Consider the following 13,292-nt stretch of genomic DNA (forward strand, 5'->3'; position numbering starts at 1 on the left):
GAACCCGGCCGGCGCGGGTTCCCTGCGCTACAGGAGGAGAGCGCAGGGCAGGGGATCAGTGGGTGTCGTCGGCGGCGAGAGGCGCGCGCTGTCGTTCATCGCTGCGGCGCTGCATCTCTGCCTTGAACGCCGGCCAGGTGGTGTGCAGGTCTTCCCAGCAGCGCCATGCGAAGAACACGGCGCCGATGGCGCAGGCCAGAGCGACCTGGTCGACGTTGTTGCGCAGCGCCCAATGCAGCAGGGCGAGGAGCAGGCCGACGACGACGGCGCAGAAGAATGGCAGGGCCAGGTGGCGCATTACTCGGCGTCCCGGCGCAGGCCGTAGTCGGCGAAGCGTTGGAACGTCGCGTTCTCGACTTCCCAGTACCTGCCCGTGTCGACGGTTCGAACCCATGCGGCGATCAGCTGTTCCAGCTCGGCCCGCTGCTCCCGGGAGACGCTGGTCAGGAATGAGTCGGCGGCTTCACCGACGAACTGGTACATGGCGTCCTGTATCTCATCGATCAGGGTGTCGGCGTTGACCAGGCGCGCCGCATCGATGTAGTTGTTCTCACCGACGTTCACGCCCTCTGCGTCGATCCCGCTGTCGAAGGCGTCCTGCACAGCCTCCTCGATCGAGCCGAAGTCGCCGATGTAGGTCTCGGTGTTGCTGGACCAGCTGTAGGTGGGCTTATCCATTGCTCTGCTCCTGCGGGATGGTTGCCATGCGGGTGATCGTTCCGTCGGCTGCGACCTCGGCCACGACGGTTGTGTCGGTGCCGGCGGCCAGGTCGAGGCCGATACGGATTGGCGGGGTGATGGGCGGGATGCCGACGGCCATGGCGGCGAAGAAGTCGTGGTCGGTCATAGCTGCGCACCGTTTGCCTTGGCGACGGCCGCTCGCGCGAAGGCAATTCGGGCCTCAACCTCCACTGGCAAGGGATCTGTTCCCGCTTCCAGTACGTCGCAGAGCATCTGCAACTCATCGCGCATTTCCGGCGCGGCTGAGATCAGGCGGGCTGTTCTCTCGCTCTCGCCCGAACTGTCCTGGGAAAGCTGGCAAATGAAGCGGTTGTTGGGCCCGCGCACGATGTGCGTGTAGGCATCGCTCTGCTCCTGGTATGCCCAGGGCCCTTGCGTCCGAACGGTCATGCAGCACCGCCTTGGGCGCGCGCTGCGCTCCTGACGGCAGCGACCGCACCTGCTGCGCTCTGGCCGTGCCGCAGGACGGCATTGGCGGCGACGCTGGAGGCGACGACGACCTGGTAGGGGAGGAGGCCCCAGCGGTTGCCGGCGCGGGCGACGATGCCTGCGGCGGCTGCGGCGCGCTGAGCGTTGGAGTAGTGGGCGAGGGCGGCGCTCATGCGGCGTCCGCCTGCTGGAGAGCCAGCGGCTGGGAGCGGGCGATGGTGGCGACTTCGGTCGCGCCTTCGTCGATCGCGTCGGCGCAGACGGCCAGGTGCTCGGCAAGTTCGCGGGCCTCAGCCGAGGTCAGGCTGAGCAGCGCGGTGCCACCGACCTTGACGACGATGGTTCCGGCGTGAGGCCGGGTTTCGGCGCTGGCTGCGCCACGGCTGGTGGTGGTGATCGCGGCCATGGCTTAGCACTCCTGGCCGAACAGGCGCTGGCCGAAGCCGATGCCTGCACCGATGGCGAAGACGAAGATGGCGTAGATAGCGGCTATGAGTGGCCACAGGGGCCGTTTGCGGCGCTGCATGGAGGTCTCCGGGAGGTATTCGCGTTTCGGTCGGCCGCAGCTATGCTTCGGCCATGGAATGGACGAACTGGCTGACGCTAGGGATTGCGGTGCTGGGCGCTACGCTCGGCGTGTTCAACGCCGTGTGGCTGATCCGCAAGGACACGGTCCGACTGAAGGTGCGATTCGTGACGCTTTACGTGCCCGGCGCCGACGTGTGGACTGGCGCTGTCGAGGTGATCAACACCGGCTACCTGCCGGTGACCATCAACGAAGTGGCCTTCCATTCCGGCCGGCGTTCCAAGACGCGCGCCGCAGTGATTACAGACTTCCTGCAACGAACCCAGCTCCCGTACCGGCTTGAGCCGAGGACGGTCGTCAGTGTTGCTGCTCATCCCGACATCCTCGGCAACATCGACAGTGGCCGATTCACCTGGTGCAGCACTTCGACGGCTTGCGAGACTCAGGTCTTCGCGAAGATCAAGAGGAAGAAGCGCTGAAGCCTGCAGGGCCTCGCCGGGCTTGAGCGGGATCACCCGGATACGGGTGCGCAGCTGATTGATCCGCAACACCACGTACGCGTTGAGGGCCGCGCCGATGCCGGCGATGGCGAGTGCTGCGTGCTCCAGGGTGATCGGGGCCATGCTGGGATCTCCTGCCGCCGGCCCCGGGGTGGGGCTTCATGGGCGGCTCGGAGACAGTAAAGCGCTGCTTTAGTTCAAAGTCAAGCGGTGCTTTAGGCTCTCTCCAAAGAAAAGCCCTTCATGAGTGAAGGGCTGTATTGCGCTACTGCTTGAGCTTCGAGGGGTCGAAGCCAGATGTGTCGAATTCCCAGGCAGGCGACCCTTCTTGATAGACCTCAGCTTGAATCCTGACGACATCAGCGGATGCCATTCGCCGCACGAAGTCTGCGTAGCCTCGGATGAACAGGATCGTCGTGGAATTGTCGCTTGGACCAGCGGCTTCGTATGTTCTTGGCTTTTCATCGCCGAACCGCACTAGCACCCTGCAGCCGGAGTAGCTCCTGCAGAGCAGCTGTCCGCGCTCTATGCTCATGATGACATCACTTCCATGCTGTGGGTGCTTGCGAATGGTTAGCGTAGCGTGCTGCGGCCTTGAATAAGGACGATCGAACTCATGAGTATTGCTGCTCGACACTTCAGCTGTTACCGAAGCTTCACTGGTCATTGGGTCGTCGTAGGAGCGATAGACCCATTGCTTCCCTAGGTTGGCCTTCCTCACTTCTTCTTCTAGCTCGGGGATAAGCTTGGATGCTGCAGTACCCTCAGTTGTGGCGGGGAAGGAGCCTGCTAGGTCTTTTGCTGTAAGAAGGCGAGCTTCCGCATAACGGCTAGCGTCGTTCATTTCTGCGAACAGGCGAGATTTCTTTTGCTCAGGAGACTCACTCGAAGCAGTACCGACGCTCTCTCCGGGACTACTTGCGGTGTGATCGGGCCGCGGCGAACACATAGCTACCAGAAGCACTATCGCCGCCATCAAGACAACTACAGCGCACCCGGTTTTCCTTACGCGATCGGCCTCAGCACTCGGTGGAGCTGGAAGGGCCCCATGCCTACGTCTATTAGGGTGACCGCAATTTGGGCAAGCTTCGGCTTGGTCACTGATCTGCCGTCCACACTCTTCACATGCGATAAGCGCCACCGCATCCCCCTGTTCTGATCCGTCAGTTGAATCTATCAATGCGATTACGTAGGTACACCTTGCCTCCGATTACGGTGTTAGGAGGCATGGGGAATGCTGGATACAGCCCTGCGTTTGCGCTGACTACATACACGGCATCGCCTCGATCCTGCAGGGCCTTTACCTGCTGGCCATTGCCGGTGTTGAGCAAATAAATCCCATCACCATCGAATGCAGTGACGCCGGTGTCGACCATCAGGGATTCCCCGGGATTGATTACTGGGATCATCGAGTCCCCGCGACCGGTAACCAGTACAAGGCGCCCAGGAGGAGGGACGAATCCAACGACCGACCGTATGTAAGTTGGCGCAAAGTCCATCGCACGCACGACGTCCGGAAAATCCTCGTTGATTGCTCCATCCCCCATGTCGGCATCTCCATCCAGCTGCTGGACGCGAACATAGCTCTGCGTGGTCGCAGGAGTGGAGACGATTGCTGCGGCCTCTCCCATCCCGAAGTGGGATAACGGTTTGCCAGTCAGCTGGGCCAGCTTTGGCAGCTTCCGCTTGTCGACTTTGCCCGTGCGCAACCAGCCCGACACGGCCTGCTCAGTGACGCCAAAGGAATCTGCGATCCCTTTCTGGGTCAATTTGGACTCTTCAATGGCCGAACGGATGGCGGCCGCCATGGCGGAATTGTCAAGCATCGCTTGATTGTCCATGGGGTGCCGAGTCAATGTAAGAAAGCAATGCTTGACTGCGAACTAAAGCGACGCTTAAGCTGGGCGCATGAATCATATCGCTGCTGCCGTAGAGAAGACGGGGGCCGGCCAAGCCGGGTTGGCACGCCTGCTCGGCGTATCGCCCCAAGCAGTCAATCAGTGGGTCAACGGCAATAGACCTGTTCCTTCGCGGCACGTGCTCGCCATTGAAAAGGCGACCGGCGTATCTCGGCACGAACTCCGGCCTGACGTGTTTGGCCCTGGCGCAGCTGACGAGTCCCGAGAGCAGCCGTCCACGGTGGCCGAGCAGATCCGGGCGGAGGTGGACAGCCGAATGAGCAAGCGCGCGCTGCGCGCGAAGCTGGGCGTGGCGAACGACAAGCTTCTGGCCAAGATTCTGAAGCTGCCGACCGAGCAGGTTGAGGGCTGGCCGGAAGAGGGCGCCTTGCCGGCGCTGCCGGAGATCCAGCGGCTGCTGGGCGTCCAGGAACAACCGCAGGCGCAGCCGGCGCCACACGACCCCGACGAGAACCGTTACGCCCCCCTGGAGGTGGCCTGATATGCGCGCGTTGTCCGATAGGTGGAATCCACGGCTGTGGATCCGTAACTGGCTGACAGCCCCTTCGAGGAAGGAGCTGGAACAGCAGGCAGCGCGGCGCCAAGCCAGCAAGCAGAGGGTTTCAGCTCTGCTTGCTGAGCGCGAGGCCCGAGGTGGGATCAGTAGATGGTGATCTCCTTTGCCGCGTCGCGCACCTGTTCGGCTTCGAGCGGCGAGAGGTCGCGAGAGTCCTCGCGCAGCTGGTCGATCACCACGTTCTCGAACGTCGCTTGGTCCACGACCTTGTGCTTGATCAGCGCTTTGACGACGGCCTGGGTTGCCCTGAGTTCCGTGATTACTTCCTTCAACGAGTTCATGTCGCCCTCCTTGCGGGCTGTTCGTGTGGAAACGCCAGCGTAGCGCAAGGAGGGCGGCACCCGTCGTCCCTGAGTTGTTGATTTCCATGGCGCACATGATGCGCCGCCGCAATGCGCCGAAAAACCTTGAAACACCTGCCTCCCCAAGGTGACCCATGACTTGCCGAACCTCCTCTTTGAACTGGCTGGACGTGCTCTACAACTCCGTGCGCAAGACGCCCGGCGGCGTGGCCGATGCAGCTGCTTACCTGGCCGACCGCCGCGGCAAGTCGATGCACCCGGAGACGCTGCGCGCGAAGCTGCGTGGTCTGGAAGGTGAGTCGCTGACGATCGAACACGCCGAACTTCTGACCGAGTGGATGCAGGAGAAGGCGGGCGGGTGCGAGTACGCGCTGGAGTGGATGCAGGCGCTGGCCGGCCAGTTTGGCATGGCCGTCGACGCGGTTCCGCCTCCGCCGGAGGGTGGCTGGTCGGACGAGATCGGCGCCATCCAGACGAAGCTGCTGGAGATCACTTCTCGCGTGGGCCGGCTGTCGGGCACCGCCGTTGAGGCGATGCTGGACCGCCGTATCGATAGCGACGAAGCAGAGCTGATGGTGAGCGAGGTCCGTGCGCTGCGCACGATGGCGCACCGCCTGGAGCGCAACGTGGCGCGCGCAGCGGCGAAGGGGAGGGCCCGCAAGTGATCAACCATCCCGCTCGCTCCAACGACCTCAGCACGAGCCACGACGCGGCGCACTACGTGGTTGCCAGTGGCCTGCAGGCGCACCAGCACGACCAGAGTGCCAAGGCGGTGACCGACTATCCGGGCATGACCAGCAACGAGCTGGCGCAGGCCACTGGCCTGGATCGCTACATGCTGGCCCGCCGTCTGCCTGAGCTGATCAAGGCCGGCCGCGTGTGGCGCGGGCCGAACAAGCCGTGCGCGGTCAGCGGCCGCACCGCGTGCACTTGGTGGCCTGTAGCCCCGGGCGAAAACCTGCAGCTGGCGGTCTGAAATGAGCGCACGAGTTACAGGCATGGTGTTCGATCGTTACCCGAGCGGCGGCGGCGAGATGCTGCTGGCGCTGGCCCTGGCCGATCACGCGCACGACGACGGCACGCACATCTTCCCGTCGATCGCACGGCTGGCCGAGAAGACCCGGCAGTCGGAGCGTTCGGTGCAGTACCAGCTGCGCCGCATGGAGCAATCCGGCTGGCTGCTGCTGGTGAACGCCGGCATCGGTGGCCGTCGCAGCGGGTTCGGTGAGGGCGGCCGTACCCGCCAGTACCGGATCAACCCCGAATGGATGAAGGGTGCAGAAATTGCACCCTTTGCAAAGGGTGCAAAAAAGGCCTCCGAAGGGTGCAAAACGACGCAGGAAAGGGTGCAAAACGGCGTCGAAAAGGGTGCAACAGCTATTGCACCCGAACCAAGAGCAACCAAAAGCAACCAAGAGCAACCCTCACACCGCGAGTGTGAGCGCGAGGCCGATCCGCTGGCGCTGACCGCCGAGCAGGTCGACCGCGAACTGGCCGGGTTCGGCAGCACGCCACCAAGCGTCGACCGCGAGCAGCTGGCCCGGTTCGTCCGGCACCGCGCCGCGATCCGCCGCCCGCTATCGGTCCAGGGCTGGCTGCAGGTGCGCCAGCAGCTGCTGGACCTGATCGCCGCCGGCCACGACCCCAACGAATCCCTGAAGCAGACGATGGCCGCCGGCCTGTCGCTGCCCGTGATCCCTGTCGCCCAGCATTCCGCAGGAGCAACCCATGCAAGCCCTCAACACGGTTCTGCCGACCGCACCGAGCAGCTCGAACAGCAGTTCTACGCCCAACGCCGAGGCGGTGGCCACGGTGGCGGCGCTGGGTTCGGGCCAGGCGATGTCGTCGACGCCGAGTTTGCCGTCGTCGGCTGAGCCGCTGAGCGAGGCGCAGTCGGGATACCTGTGGGAATTCTGGAAGCAGATGACGGCCATGTTCCCGGGGAAGTGGGAGCGCGAGAACGGCGCGGCGCCGTTCAAGAAGGACGGCAGCCTGACCATCGCGGCCGGCACGTGGTTCCAGGTGCTGAAGGGCCGCAGCAGGGCACAGCACGCGCGCGGCATGGCCTGCTGTCTGACCGAGGGCCGGGAGTGGCCACCGAACCCGCCGAGGTTCCTGACGATGTGCCTGGACATTCCGGTCATGGCGGCGGTGGAGCGGGAGATGGCGCCGGGCCGTCCGCAGAGCGGCTTCACCGTGCTGGTGCGCTCGCTGCTGGATCTGCACGTCTACGCCTCGGCCGACCACGGATCGCAGCAGCGCCGGATGCTGGAGGAAGCCTACACGCGCGCTGTTCAGCACGTGGTCGACGGCAACCCGTTGCCGCAGCCGGTGCTGGCGATCGAGCAGGAGAAGCACGGCGTGCGGCCGGTGCGTGACCGGGAATCGGCGCGCGCTGCGATGGAGAGGGCGGCGATCGAGCTGAACTTCGATGGTGACTGAAGCGGAGCTGGCCCAGGCGGAGCAGGCCGGGCGCTGGGCGCGGGATGCCTGCCGCAGCCGGGAATCGGCACCGCGGTACGAGATGGGGCAGGACGGTGTGACGCGGCGGCGCCGCTGGCAGACCGGGTGGGACAAGCGGGACCAGGAACTGAGCGCGGCACGCCGCAGCACGACGAGGAACAAACGCTGATGGACTTCTCCAACTACAGCACGCGCAGCAAGTTCGCCAAGGAGATCAACGCCGGTTACTCGGCGCGGCTCAACGGCCTGCGCCTGAGCGACAACCCGCACCTGGTCTGGATTGAATGCGAGACCGAGGACGGTGCCAACCGTCGCGCCGGCCCGCTGAGCGAGAAGGCCGAGGCTTGGCAGCACGGCTGGTGGCTGGCCGACCTGGGCGCGCGCTGATGTGGTCGAAGGCACCGCCGCCGACGGAGGAAGAGGCACGCCGGATCCGGAAGGCGAAGGCAGGACCGTGCATGGTTTGCCTTCTGCTCCACACGCGGAACCTGCTTCCCCAGCACCGCGTGGTCTACGGCTGCGACTACCACCACTGCAAGTCAGGAAACGTCCGGCGCGGCCATGCCTTCGGCTTCGCCATGTGCCAGTGGCACCACGAGCGCATTCCGCAAGAGGGGAGGTCGTTCGCATGGATGTCCAAGGTTTACGGCTGGAGCCTGAAAGACGGCTCCAGAACCTTCCACGAACTGTACTGCTCCGATGACGAACTGATCGCGCAGCAGACCTATGTGAACCATCTCAGGAGAACCGCCAATGGCTAAGCCGACAGGCCTGTCCGACGAGGTCAGGACCATTTTCGAAGCGCGGAAGGGCCAATCGCTAGGCCACCAGCAGGTGTTCGAATTGATGGATGTGACCGGCGTCGACAAAACGAAGGAGCGCAACGGCGTCCGCGATGTGCTGACGTGGCTGGTCAGCTGCGGCTACCTGGTGAAGACGGGCGCCCGGGCTACCGCCGCGTACCGCTACAGCGGAAAGGGCATGCGCTTCCACAAGGCGACAGCGGAGGAACTTCGCGAGCGGCGCATCGAGCGCGGCCGAGCCTACCGTGCGCGCAACGGTGCACAGCCGCAGGCCCCGCGCGTGGACAAGATGACCATCAACCGTTCGCGAGTGGAGCGGCTGTCGGGCCTTGCCCCGGCGAAGGCGTGGGGCAAGGAAAAGGACGGTCAGCGGCCGGCCGAGACGGTGGAGCAGTTCGAGGCACGCGGCGGGCAGGTGCAGCGCCTGACGGCCAGCTGGGAGAAGGCAGCATGACGGGCGCAGGAGCCATGGACCTTGAGCGGCTTGTCCGAGATATGACTGAGTCGTCACGCTTGAGCTTCGAGCAGATGATGCAGGCCGTTGTACCCGCATCCGCCGCGCTTGCCGCGTTTGGTGCGTCACTTGCCTCAATGGTCGTATGGCTACCAATCTCGGCTGCGCCGCAGGACGGCACGCGGCTGATGCTGTGGGACTCGGTGAGCAATCGGCCGGTGTTCGGCAGTTGGCGGGGTGACAACCCCAAGATCACCCACTTTGCAGCCGAGCCGGCTGGCCCGGAGGTGCCGTAATGGACGGGCAGGCCCTCACCCATGCCGACCTGGTGAAGATCGCCGGCCGGTGGCTGCGGAACACCGCCGGTTGCTCGGTGGTGTTGGAGGAGCTGTGTGCCGCCACCGGCAACGGCGAGAACCCGGACGCCATTGGCTGGCACACGGGCCGAACGACCCTTATCGAGTGCAAGGTCAGCCGCTCCGACTTCCTGGCTGATCGGAAGAAGCGTTTTCGCGCCAACCCTGAGCAGGGGCTTGGCCTCTACCGCTACTTCATGGCACCCAAGGGCCTGATCAAGGTGGACGAGCTGCCCGCGCGCTGGGGCCTGCTGGAGGTCAACGGCGGCCGGGTTTCCGTGGCAACGGGCAAGCGCCCGAAGACGTGGGGCGGTCTGGAAGATCCATGGGCGTTCACCGAGCGGTATGCCCAAGGCGAGACGCAGATGCTCCTGTCGGCCATGCAGCGGATCAAGGTCAGGGTCGGCGCCAGCGATTTCCATTCGATGCTGCACGAGCGGCTGATGCGGCCCGTCGTCGAGCCGCGTTCAAACGCGTCATCCATGGCCGCTTGGGCCGAGGTGAAACCATGAGCCAGCAACCGGCCGATCACCACCGCAACCGCGAGCCCGGCTGGCCGGAGTGGGGCCGGCAAAACCTGACGCTTACGGCCGCGCTGCGGATGGTCCGCATGTACGGTGACCGCATCCCGTCGGTTGCCCAGCTTCGGGCGGACTTCGGGGTCAGCCGAGCTACTGCGTTCCGCTGGCGTGCCGCCTTCCGCGATGCGATCGAACAGCACGAGGCCGCCAATGCAGGCTGACCGCGCGCTGGAGCTGGTGCTGCCATGGCCGAGCAAGGATCTGTCGCCGAACGCCAGAGTGCACTGGCGGAGGAAGGCTGAGGCCACGGCGCTGGGACGGCAGCTTGCCGCTGTGCGTGCCTACGAGGCGGGGTGGAAGGGTTCGAAGCTACCGCCGGGCCGCCTGCATCTCTGGCTCGACTTTTACCAGGCGCCGGGGAAGGCGCTTCCAGACGACGACAACATGATTCGCAGGTTCAAGCCGTATCGCGACGGTATCGCCCAGGTTCTGGGCATCGACGACAGGCGATTCGTCATCCATCCATATGTGCACGACGAGCGCCGTAAGGGCGGTCAGGTGGTGGTGCGGATTACGGGCGGGCCGGCGGCAGCCGGCCACTCAACGACAGGGGAACGGGCATGAATCCACGAGAGACGATGGCGCGGCTGGGGCCGAGCACGGTGAAGTTCGACATTGGCCGGGGAGGCGGGAAGCCCGACCTGACGAACCAGGACATTGCCGCGGCGCTGGGGATGGTGCCGGCAGGGCTGGGCCGGGAGCTGCTGGAGGCGTGCTGGTGGCCGGACGGCGCCGCGCTGCGCCGGCACAAGTTGCGCGACGCGGTGATTGCGCTGGTGACGCCTGAGCTGCAGCGGCAGCAGCGCCGGTTGGCTGAGGCTCGGACGGACCTCGGCCTGGCCGAGGTGTGCATCGGCTGGGGCGGTGCGGCGACGGCGGAGCAGCGGGCGAACCGTGACGCCGCCCAGCAGCGGCTGGGCCGGGTGAAGGCTCAGTGCTGGCCGATCAGTACCCTGGAGTCGCTGCCGACGCTGGCGGCGGCGGTGATCAGCGAGATCGCCAAGCGGCCGCACTGCGCGGCCTGCGAGGGCAGGGGCCAAGCGATGGTCGGGGAGCTGCTGGTGCCGTGCAAGGTGTGCGGCGGGTCAGGGATTGGCCCGGTCAGCGATCGACGTCGAGCCGCCGCGCTGGGGCGTGATGAGTCGACCTATCGAGAGAGGTGGCGCGGGGTCTATGAGTGGCTTATGGTCAAGTTTGGAGAGGCTGAGCAGGACGCGGCATGGCAGATGGGAAAGGCGCTATCCTCCGCGGAACCATGCTCGTAGGGACACGATGTGATTAGCAACAACGTTTGGACGCGGGTTTTCCAGCTCAGGGTCGGCCAGGGAACCGGAACGATTTTCCTCATGGAGAAGGATGATCGTCAGTATTGGGTGACTGCGAAGCACGTTCTCGAAGGATGGGTTGATGGGCAGAGGCTGGAGATTCGTCAGCTCGACGGCTGGAAAGGCATACCTTTGTCCTTGGTCGGACATCATCCAACCGCAGACGTTTCGGTTCTAACTTGCGCCTTCCATGTTGAAGTGCATCCTGTGCCTGCCACGCTGCAGAATCTGGGCCTGCCGCAGGAAGTCTTCTTCTTGGGATTCCCCTTCGGGTGGGCGGCAGAGATGCCGGCGAACCTGAACCGAGATTGCCCGATGCCCTTCTTCAAGAGGGGATTTATCTCTGCGATTTGCCCGCCGTCCCCTGGGCTGGACAACGTCCAGTTTGTTGATGGACACAACAATCCCGGCTTCTCCGGAGGCCCCTTAGTGTTCAACGACCACTTCACTGGAGAGCAGAAGATATGCGGCGTGGTCAGCGGGTACAGGATCCAGCCAGAGGACGTGTATGTTGGGCAGGATCGAATTGATGCTTACGTACGAGCAAACTCTGGGCTCATGATCTGTGAGGAGATAAAGCGGGTCGATGAGATCATTGATCAAAACCCTGTGGGGATTCTGGTTCCTCAGAGGTAGAGGTGCGGGGTTGATGCCCCCGCACTTTTGGCTGTAGATTCACTACCATCGCGCACGACCCGACCCCGGCCACCCAGCCGGGGTTTTTCATTTCCGGACCGACCATGATCCTGACCGCCTCGACAATCCAGCAGGCGGTTGGCTGCAGTGCCGCCGTCGCCGCCCAGTGGGCGCAGCCCCTGTCCGAAGCCTGCACGGCGTTCGGCATCAGCACTCCGAAGCGGGTGGCAGCGTTCCTGGCGCAGGTCGGGCACGAGTCGGCGAGCCTGACCCGGACCGTCGAGAACCTGAACTACGGTGCGCAGGGCATGGCCGACACCTGGCCCAGCCGCTACGCCGTCGATCCCAAGGTGAAGCCGAGGAAGCCGAACGACCTGGCGCGCGCGCTGGAGCGGAAGCCGGTGGCGATCGGCAACAATGCCTACGCCAACCGCCTGGGCAACGGCTCCGAGGCAAGCGGCGATGGCTACCGATTCCGTGGCCGTGGCCCGATCCAGAACACTGGCCGGGCCAACTATGCGGCGATCCGGGACGCTCTGCGTGCCAAGGGCATCAAAGGCGTACCGGATTTCGAGGCCACGCCCGAAGCGCTGGAGCAGCCCAAGTGGGGCGCGCTGGCGGCCGGTGCCTTCTGGGATGCCCGATCCCTGAACAAGCTGGCTGACGCCAGCCGATTCGACGAGATCACCGATCGAGTGAATGGCGGCCAGACCGGTGCCGCTGATCGCAGGGCGCGATATGCGCGCGCGCTGAAGGTGCTGGCCGCGTGACCGAGCCCGTGAGCACCCTCAAGACCATCGTCGGCACGTTCACTGCGGCGGTCGTGGCGCCGGCTACCGCCGACGCATTGCGGGCAGCAGAGCGCATCATCCTGGGAGTTCCCCAGTCGGTGCTTCTGGTGGCCATGGCAGGCGCACTGATCGGCGTGCTTCTGCTGCCGGAAAAGGATGCGGAACGGGTAGCGGCGGATGCGAACCGCCGTCGTGGCCATCGGTTTCTGCAGACCGCCGCCCGCTGGGCGGCCTTGGCAGTGGCGGTCCTGGCGTACGCCATCGTCGCGGCTTGGGTCATCGCTGTGGCCGCCTCGATCTGGCCGACCCTCGCTGGCGCACCGCAGCTGCCCCTGGCTGGCCTGTCCGGTGTCCTGATCCGCCGGCTGCTGCCCGGCTACGTGCGTCTGGTCGAGAAGGCCACTGGCGCAATCGGAGGCGACAAGCCATGAGCGTGCTGCTGAGGTTTCTCCGTTCGGTGTGGGAGCTGGTCATCGGCGGTGCAGCTGATGCGTTCCAGTGGCTGCGAAAGCCGGGCAGCAAGATCAAGCTCGTCTGCGCGGTGCTGGCCTTCGGCTGCCTGGTCTCTGGTCTCTCGGCCTATGAGAAGGAGCAGCGAATCCGCGATCTCAGCGCGCAGGTAGTCAAGGTCAAGGCTGACTGGAAGGCAGATGCCGAGCGCCTGCAGGCCGATGTGGACAGCCGCGACCAGCGACTGGCCGAGGTCGCTGCCGCTCTCCGCGCCGAGGCCGTGAAGCTGGACGCGTTGAAGGCTGAAAGCGCGGCCGCTCTGCAGGCGCTGGCCCGCCGCATCGAATCATCCGAGAAGGACGCAGCCACCTGGCGCGGCCGCTACGAGCAGCGGCCTGATACATGCCAGGCCGCCCTGGAGCTACTCGACTCTGCCTGCCCAGCCTTGAAGGGGTACTGA

General features: G+C 64.9%; 27 protein-coding genes. 18 read left to right on the forward strand and 9 right to left on the reverse strand.

All coding sequences use genetic code 11. The features are described 5' to 3' along the window. Nucleotides 1-55: 55 nt before the first annotated feature. From ACTJJM_RS05235 to ACTJJM_RS05260, 6 genes are read right to left on the reverse strand one after another with little or no spacing between them, the layout of a single operon-like run. Nucleotides 56-298 (reverse strand): hypothetical protein, encoded by a 243-nt coding sequence (locus tag ACTJJM_RS05235; protein WP_440865217.1) that lies wholly within the window; start codon nt 296-298, stop codon nt 56-58. Further along, the gene (locus ACTJJM_RS05240; protein WP_440865218.1) at nt 298-678 is read right to left on the reverse strand and encodes a hypothetical protein; all 381 of its coding nucleotides are present in this window, start codon (nt 676-678) and stop codon (nt 298-300) included. Before ACTJJM_RS05240 ends, ACTJJM_RS05235 begins: the two co-directional genes overlap by 1 nt. Continuing rightward, nucleotides 671-847 carry a hypothetical protein gene (locus tag ACTJJM_RS05245; protein ID WP_227852724.1) on the reverse strand — a complete coding sequence of 59 codons (177 nt, stop codon included), beginning with the start codon at nt 845-847 and terminating at the stop codon, nt 671-673. The genes ACTJJM_RS05240 and ACTJJM_RS05245 overlap by 8 nt, the downstream gene beginning before the upstream one ends. Next, nucleotides 844-1,131, reverse strand: a complete 288-nt coding sequence (locus tag ACTJJM_RS05250; RefSeq protein ID WP_099559433.1) for a hypothetical protein — start codon at nt 1,129-1,131, stop codon at nt 844-846. The genes ACTJJM_RS05245 and ACTJJM_RS05250 overlap by 4 nt, the downstream gene beginning before the upstream one ends. After that, on the reverse strand, nt 1,128-1,343 hold the full coding sequence (locus tag ACTJJM_RS05255; RefSeq protein ID WP_440865219.1) for a hypothetical protein: 216 nt from the start codon (nt 1,341-1,343) through the stop codon (nt 1,128-1,130). The genes ACTJJM_RS05250 and ACTJJM_RS05255 overlap by 4 nt, the downstream gene beginning before the upstream one ends. Further along, complete coding sequence (locus ACTJJM_RS05260; RefSeq protein WP_440865220.1) at nt 1,340-1,576, reverse strand: hypothetical protein; 237 nt, start codon at nt 1,574-1,576, stop codon at nt 1,340-1,342. Before ACTJJM_RS05260 ends, ACTJJM_RS05255 begins: the two co-directional genes overlap by 4 nt. Before the next feature lie 173 nt (nt 1,577-1,749). Here ACTJJM_RS05260 and ACTJJM_RS05265 point away from each other — a divergent pair, with 173 nt between their 5' ends. Beyond that, nucleotides 1,750-2,175 carry a hypothetical protein gene (locus ACTJJM_RS05265; RefSeq protein ID WP_440865221.1) on the forward strand — a complete coding sequence of 142 codons (426 nt, stop codon included), beginning with the start codon at nt 1,750-1,752 and terminating at the stop codon, nt 2,173-2,175. 286 nt (nt 2,176-2,461) lie between these two features. On the opposite strand, the gene ACTJJM_RS05270 is transcribed toward ACTJJM_RS05265, so the two are convergent. Together ACTJJM_RS05270 and ACTJJM_RS05275 are read right to left on the reverse strand one after the other, a co-directional pair. Then, nucleotides 2,462-3,040: a hypothetical protein gene (locus ACTJJM_RS05270; RefSeq protein ID WP_440865222.1), complete on the reverse strand. Its 579-nt coding sequence runs from the start codon at nt 3,038-3,040 to the stop codon at nt 2,462-2,464. A gap of 319 nt (nt 3,041-3,359) precedes the next feature. Next, entirely contained in the window at nt 3,360-4,022 is a 663-nt protein-coding gene (locus ACTJJM_RS05275) for a LexA family transcriptional regulator (RefSeq protein WP_329810748.1), read from the reverse strand. An 82-nt stretch (nt 4,023-4,104) separates the two neighbouring features. On the opposite strand from ACTJJM_RS05275, the gene ACTJJM_RS05280 reads away from it, so the two are divergent. Then, complete coding sequence (locus tag ACTJJM_RS05280) at nt 4,105-4,596, forward strand: transcriptional regulator (RefSeq protein ID WP_440865223.1); 492 nt, start codon at nt 4,105-4,107, stop codon at nt 4,594-4,596. Between the two features lie 158 nt (nt 4,597-4,754). Here the strand turns inward: ACTJJM_RS05280 and ACTJJM_RS05285 are convergent, their stop codons facing one another. Then, nucleotides 4,755-4,952 (reverse strand): hypothetical protein, encoded by a 198-nt coding sequence (locus ACTJJM_RS05285; RefSeq protein ID WP_440865224.1) that lies wholly within the window; start codon nt 4,950-4,952, stop codon nt 4,755-4,757. Between the two features lie 176 nt (nt 4,953-5,128). On the opposite strand from ACTJJM_RS05285, the gene ACTJJM_RS05290 reads away from it, so the two are divergent. The 16 genes from ACTJJM_RS05290 (at nt 5,129) to ACTJJM_RS05365 (ending at nt 13,292) form a co-directional block, all read left to right on the forward strand. Beyond that, nucleotides 5,129-5,638, forward strand: coding sequence for a phage regulatory CII family protein (locus ACTJJM_RS05290; protein ID WP_440865225.1), 510 nt, complete (start codon nt 5,129-5,131; stop codon nt 5,636-5,638). Next, on the forward strand, nt 5,635-5,949 hold the full coding sequence (locus ACTJJM_RS05295) for a winged helix-turn-helix domain-containing protein (protein ID WP_440865226.1): 315 nt from the start codon (nt 5,635-5,637) through the stop codon (nt 5,947-5,949). Before ACTJJM_RS05290 ends, ACTJJM_RS05295 begins: the two co-directional genes overlap by 4 nt. Nucleotides 5,950-5,971: 22 nt before the next feature. Beyond that, nucleotides 5,972-6,847, forward strand: coding sequence for a helix-turn-helix domain-containing protein (locus tag ACTJJM_RS05300; protein WP_440865227.1), 876 nt, complete (start codon nt 5,972-5,974; stop codon nt 6,845-6,847). Then, entirely contained in the window at nt 6,813-7,415 is a 603-nt protein-coding gene (locus ACTJJM_RS05305; protein ID WP_440865228.1) for a hypothetical protein, read from the forward strand. Before ACTJJM_RS05300 ends, ACTJJM_RS05305 begins: the two co-directional genes overlap by 35 nt. 189 nt (nt 7,416-7,604) lie before the next feature. After that, complete coding sequence (locus ACTJJM_RS05310) at nt 7,605-7,823, forward strand: hypothetical protein (RefSeq protein WP_440865229.1); 219 nt, start codon at nt 7,605-7,607, stop codon at nt 7,821-7,823. Beyond that, nucleotides 7,823-8,197 carry a Ref family recombination enhancement nuclease gene (locus tag ACTJJM_RS05315; protein ID WP_440865315.1) on the forward strand — a complete coding sequence of 125 codons (375 nt, stop codon included), beginning with the start codon at nt 7,823-7,825 and terminating at the stop codon, nt 8,195-8,197. Before ACTJJM_RS05310 ends, ACTJJM_RS05315 begins: the two co-directional genes overlap by 1 nt. Then, nucleotides 8,190-8,693 carry a hypothetical protein gene (locus ACTJJM_RS05320; protein ID WP_440865230.1) on the forward strand — a complete coding sequence of 168 codons (504 nt, stop codon included), beginning with the start codon at nt 8,190-8,192 and terminating at the stop codon, nt 8,691-8,693. The genes ACTJJM_RS05315 and ACTJJM_RS05320 overlap by 8 nt, the downstream gene beginning before the upstream one ends. Before the next feature lie 59 nt (nt 8,694-8,752). Further along, nucleotides 8,753-8,989 (forward strand): hypothetical protein, encoded by a 237-nt coding sequence (locus ACTJJM_RS05325; protein ID WP_440865231.1) that lies wholly within the window; start codon nt 8,753-8,755, stop codon nt 8,987-8,989. Beyond that, the gene (locus ACTJJM_RS05330) at nt 8,989-9,561 is read left to right on the forward strand and encodes a hypothetical protein (RefSeq protein WP_440865232.1); all 573 of its coding nucleotides are present in this window, start codon (nt 8,989-8,991) and stop codon (nt 9,559-9,561) included. Before ACTJJM_RS05325 ends, ACTJJM_RS05330 begins: the two co-directional genes overlap by 1 nt. After that, nucleotides 9,558-9,791, forward strand: coding sequence for a hypothetical protein (locus tag ACTJJM_RS05335; protein WP_440865233.1), 234 nt, complete (start codon nt 9,558-9,560; stop codon nt 9,789-9,791). The genes ACTJJM_RS05330 and ACTJJM_RS05335 overlap by 4 nt, the downstream gene beginning before the upstream one ends. Beyond that, nucleotides 9,781-10,194, forward strand: a complete 414-nt coding sequence (locus ACTJJM_RS05340; protein ID WP_100438661.1) for a hypothetical protein — start codon at nt 9,781-9,783, stop codon at nt 10,192-10,194. Before ACTJJM_RS05335 ends, ACTJJM_RS05340 begins: the two co-directional genes overlap by 11 nt. Beyond that, nucleotides 10,191-10,895 carry a hypothetical protein gene (locus tag ACTJJM_RS05345; RefSeq protein WP_440865234.1) on the forward strand — a complete coding sequence of 235 codons (705 nt, stop codon included), beginning with the start codon at nt 10,191-10,193 and terminating at the stop codon, nt 10,893-10,895. Before ACTJJM_RS05340 ends, ACTJJM_RS05345 begins: the two co-directional genes overlap by 4 nt. A gap of 9 nt (nt 10,896-10,904) precedes the next feature. Further along, complete coding sequence (locus ACTJJM_RS05350) at nt 10,905-11,591, forward strand: S1 family peptidase (RefSeq protein WP_440865235.1); 687 nt, start codon at nt 10,905-10,907, stop codon at nt 11,589-11,591. A gap of 104 nt (nt 11,592-11,695) precedes the next feature. After that, complete coding sequence (locus ACTJJM_RS05355; protein ID WP_440865236.1) at nt 11,696-12,361, forward strand: glycoside hydrolase family 19 protein; 666 nt, start codon at nt 11,696-11,698, stop codon at nt 12,359-12,361. Further along, nucleotides 12,358-12,813: a hypothetical protein gene (locus tag ACTJJM_RS05360; RefSeq protein ID WP_440865237.1), complete on the forward strand. Its 456-nt coding sequence runs from the start codon at nt 12,358-12,360 to the stop codon at nt 12,811-12,813. Before ACTJJM_RS05355 ends, ACTJJM_RS05360 begins: the two co-directional genes overlap by 4 nt. Then, nucleotides 12,810-13,292, forward strand: a complete 483-nt coding sequence (locus ACTJJM_RS05365; RefSeq protein ID WP_440865238.1) for a hypothetical protein — start codon at nt 12,810-12,812, stop codon at nt 13,290-13,292. The genes ACTJJM_RS05360 and ACTJJM_RS05365 overlap by 4 nt, the downstream gene beginning before the upstream one ends.

The sequence above is a fragment of the Stenotrophomonas sp. 22692 genome, from assembly GCF_052045015.1.
Taxonomy (GTDB): Bacteria; Pseudomonadota; Gammaproteobacteria; order Xanthomonadales; family Xanthomonadaceae; genus Stenotrophomonas; species Stenotrophomonas geniculata.

Excerpts from the sequence above, each read along its gene's own strand:
- ACTJJM_RS05250 (WP_099559433.1), bottom strand. The coding sequence starts at position 1,131 with ATGACCGTTCGGACGCAAGGGCCCTGGGCATACCAGGAGCAGAGCGAT.
- ACTJJM_RS05315 (WP_440865315.1), top strand. The coding sequence starts at position 7,823 with ATGTGGTCGAAGGCACCGCCGCCGACGGAGGAAGAGGCACGCCGGATC.
- ACTJJM_RS05330 (WP_440865232.1), top strand. The coding sequence starts at position 8,989 with ATGGACGGGCAGGCCCTCACCCATGCCGACCTGGTGAAGATCGCCGGC.
- ACTJJM_RS05335 (WP_440865233.1), top strand. The coding sequence starts at position 9,558 with ATGAGCCAGCAACCGGCCGATCACCACCGCAACCGCGAGCCCGGCTGG.
- ACTJJM_RS05240 (WP_440865218.1), bottom strand. The coding sequence starts at position 678 with ATGGATAAGCCCACCTACAGCTGGTCCAGCAACACCGAGACCTACATC.
- ACTJJM_RS05275 (WP_329810748.1), bottom strand. The coding sequence starts at position 4,022 with ATGCTTGACAATTCCGCCATGGCGGCCGCCATCCGTTCGGCCATTGAA.
- ACTJJM_RS05265 (WP_440865221.1), top strand. The coding sequence starts at position 1,750 with ATGGAATGGACGAACTGGCTGACGCTAGGGATTGCGGTGCTGGGCGCT.
- ACTJJM_RS05280 (WP_440865223.1), top strand. The coding sequence starts at position 4,105 with ATGAATCATATCGCTGCTGCCGTAGAGAAGACGGGGGCCGGCCAAGCC.
- ACTJJM_RS05305 (WP_440865228.1), top strand. The coding sequence starts at position 6,813 with ATGTCGTCGACGCCGAGTTTGCCGTCGTCGGCTGAGCCGCTGAGCGAG.
- ACTJJM_RS05270 (WP_440865222.1), bottom strand. The coding sequence starts at position 3,040 with ATGAACGACGCTAGCCGTTATGCGGAAGCTCGCCTTCTTACAGCAAAA.
- ACTJJM_RS05365 (WP_440865238.1), top strand. The coding sequence starts at position 12,810 with ATGAGCGTGCTGCTGAGGTTTCTCCGTTCGGTGTGGGAGCTGGTCATC.
- ACTJJM_RS05355 (WP_440865236.1), top strand. The coding sequence starts at position 11,696 with ATGATCCTGACCGCCTCGACAATCCAGCAGGCGGTTGGCTGCAGTGCC.
- ACTJJM_RS05310 (WP_440865229.1), top strand. The coding sequence starts at position 7,605 with ATGGACTTCTCCAACTACAGCACGCGCAGCAAGTTCGCCAAGGAGATC.
- ACTJJM_RS05340 (WP_100438661.1), top strand. The coding sequence starts at position 9,781 with ATGCAGGCTGACCGCGCGCTGGAGCTGGTGCTGCCATGGCCGAGCAAG.
- ACTJJM_RS05345 (WP_440865234.1), top strand. The coding sequence starts at position 10,191 with ATGAATCCACGAGAGACGATGGCGCGGCTGGGGCCGAGCACGGTGAAG.
- ACTJJM_RS05285 (WP_440865224.1), bottom strand. The coding sequence starts at position 4,952 with ATGAACTCGTTGAAGGAAGTAATCACGGAACTCAGGGCAACCCAGGCC.
- ACTJJM_RS05235 (WP_440865217.1), bottom strand. The coding sequence starts at position 298 with ATGCGCCACCTGGCCCTGCCATTCTTCTGCGCCGTCGTCGTCGGCCTG.
- ACTJJM_RS05245 (WP_227852724.1), bottom strand. The coding sequence starts at position 847 with ATGACCGACCACGACTTCTTCGCCGCCATGGCCGTCGGCATCCCGCCC.
- ACTJJM_RS05255 (WP_440865219.1), bottom strand. The coding sequence starts at position 1,343 with ATGAGCGCCGCCCTCGCCCACTACTCCAACGCTCAGCGCGCCGCAGCC.
- ACTJJM_RS05320 (WP_440865230.1), top strand. The coding sequence starts at position 8,190 with ATGGCTAAGCCGACAGGCCTGTCCGACGAGGTCAGGACCATTTTCGAA.
- ACTJJM_RS05260 (WP_440865220.1), bottom strand. The coding sequence starts at position 1,576 with ATGGCCGCGATCACCACCACCAGCCGTGGCGCAGCCAGCGCCGAAACC.
- ACTJJM_RS05300 (WP_440865227.1), top strand. The coding sequence starts at position 5,972 with ATGGTGTTCGATCGTTACCCGAGCGGCGGCGGCGAGATGCTGCTGGCG.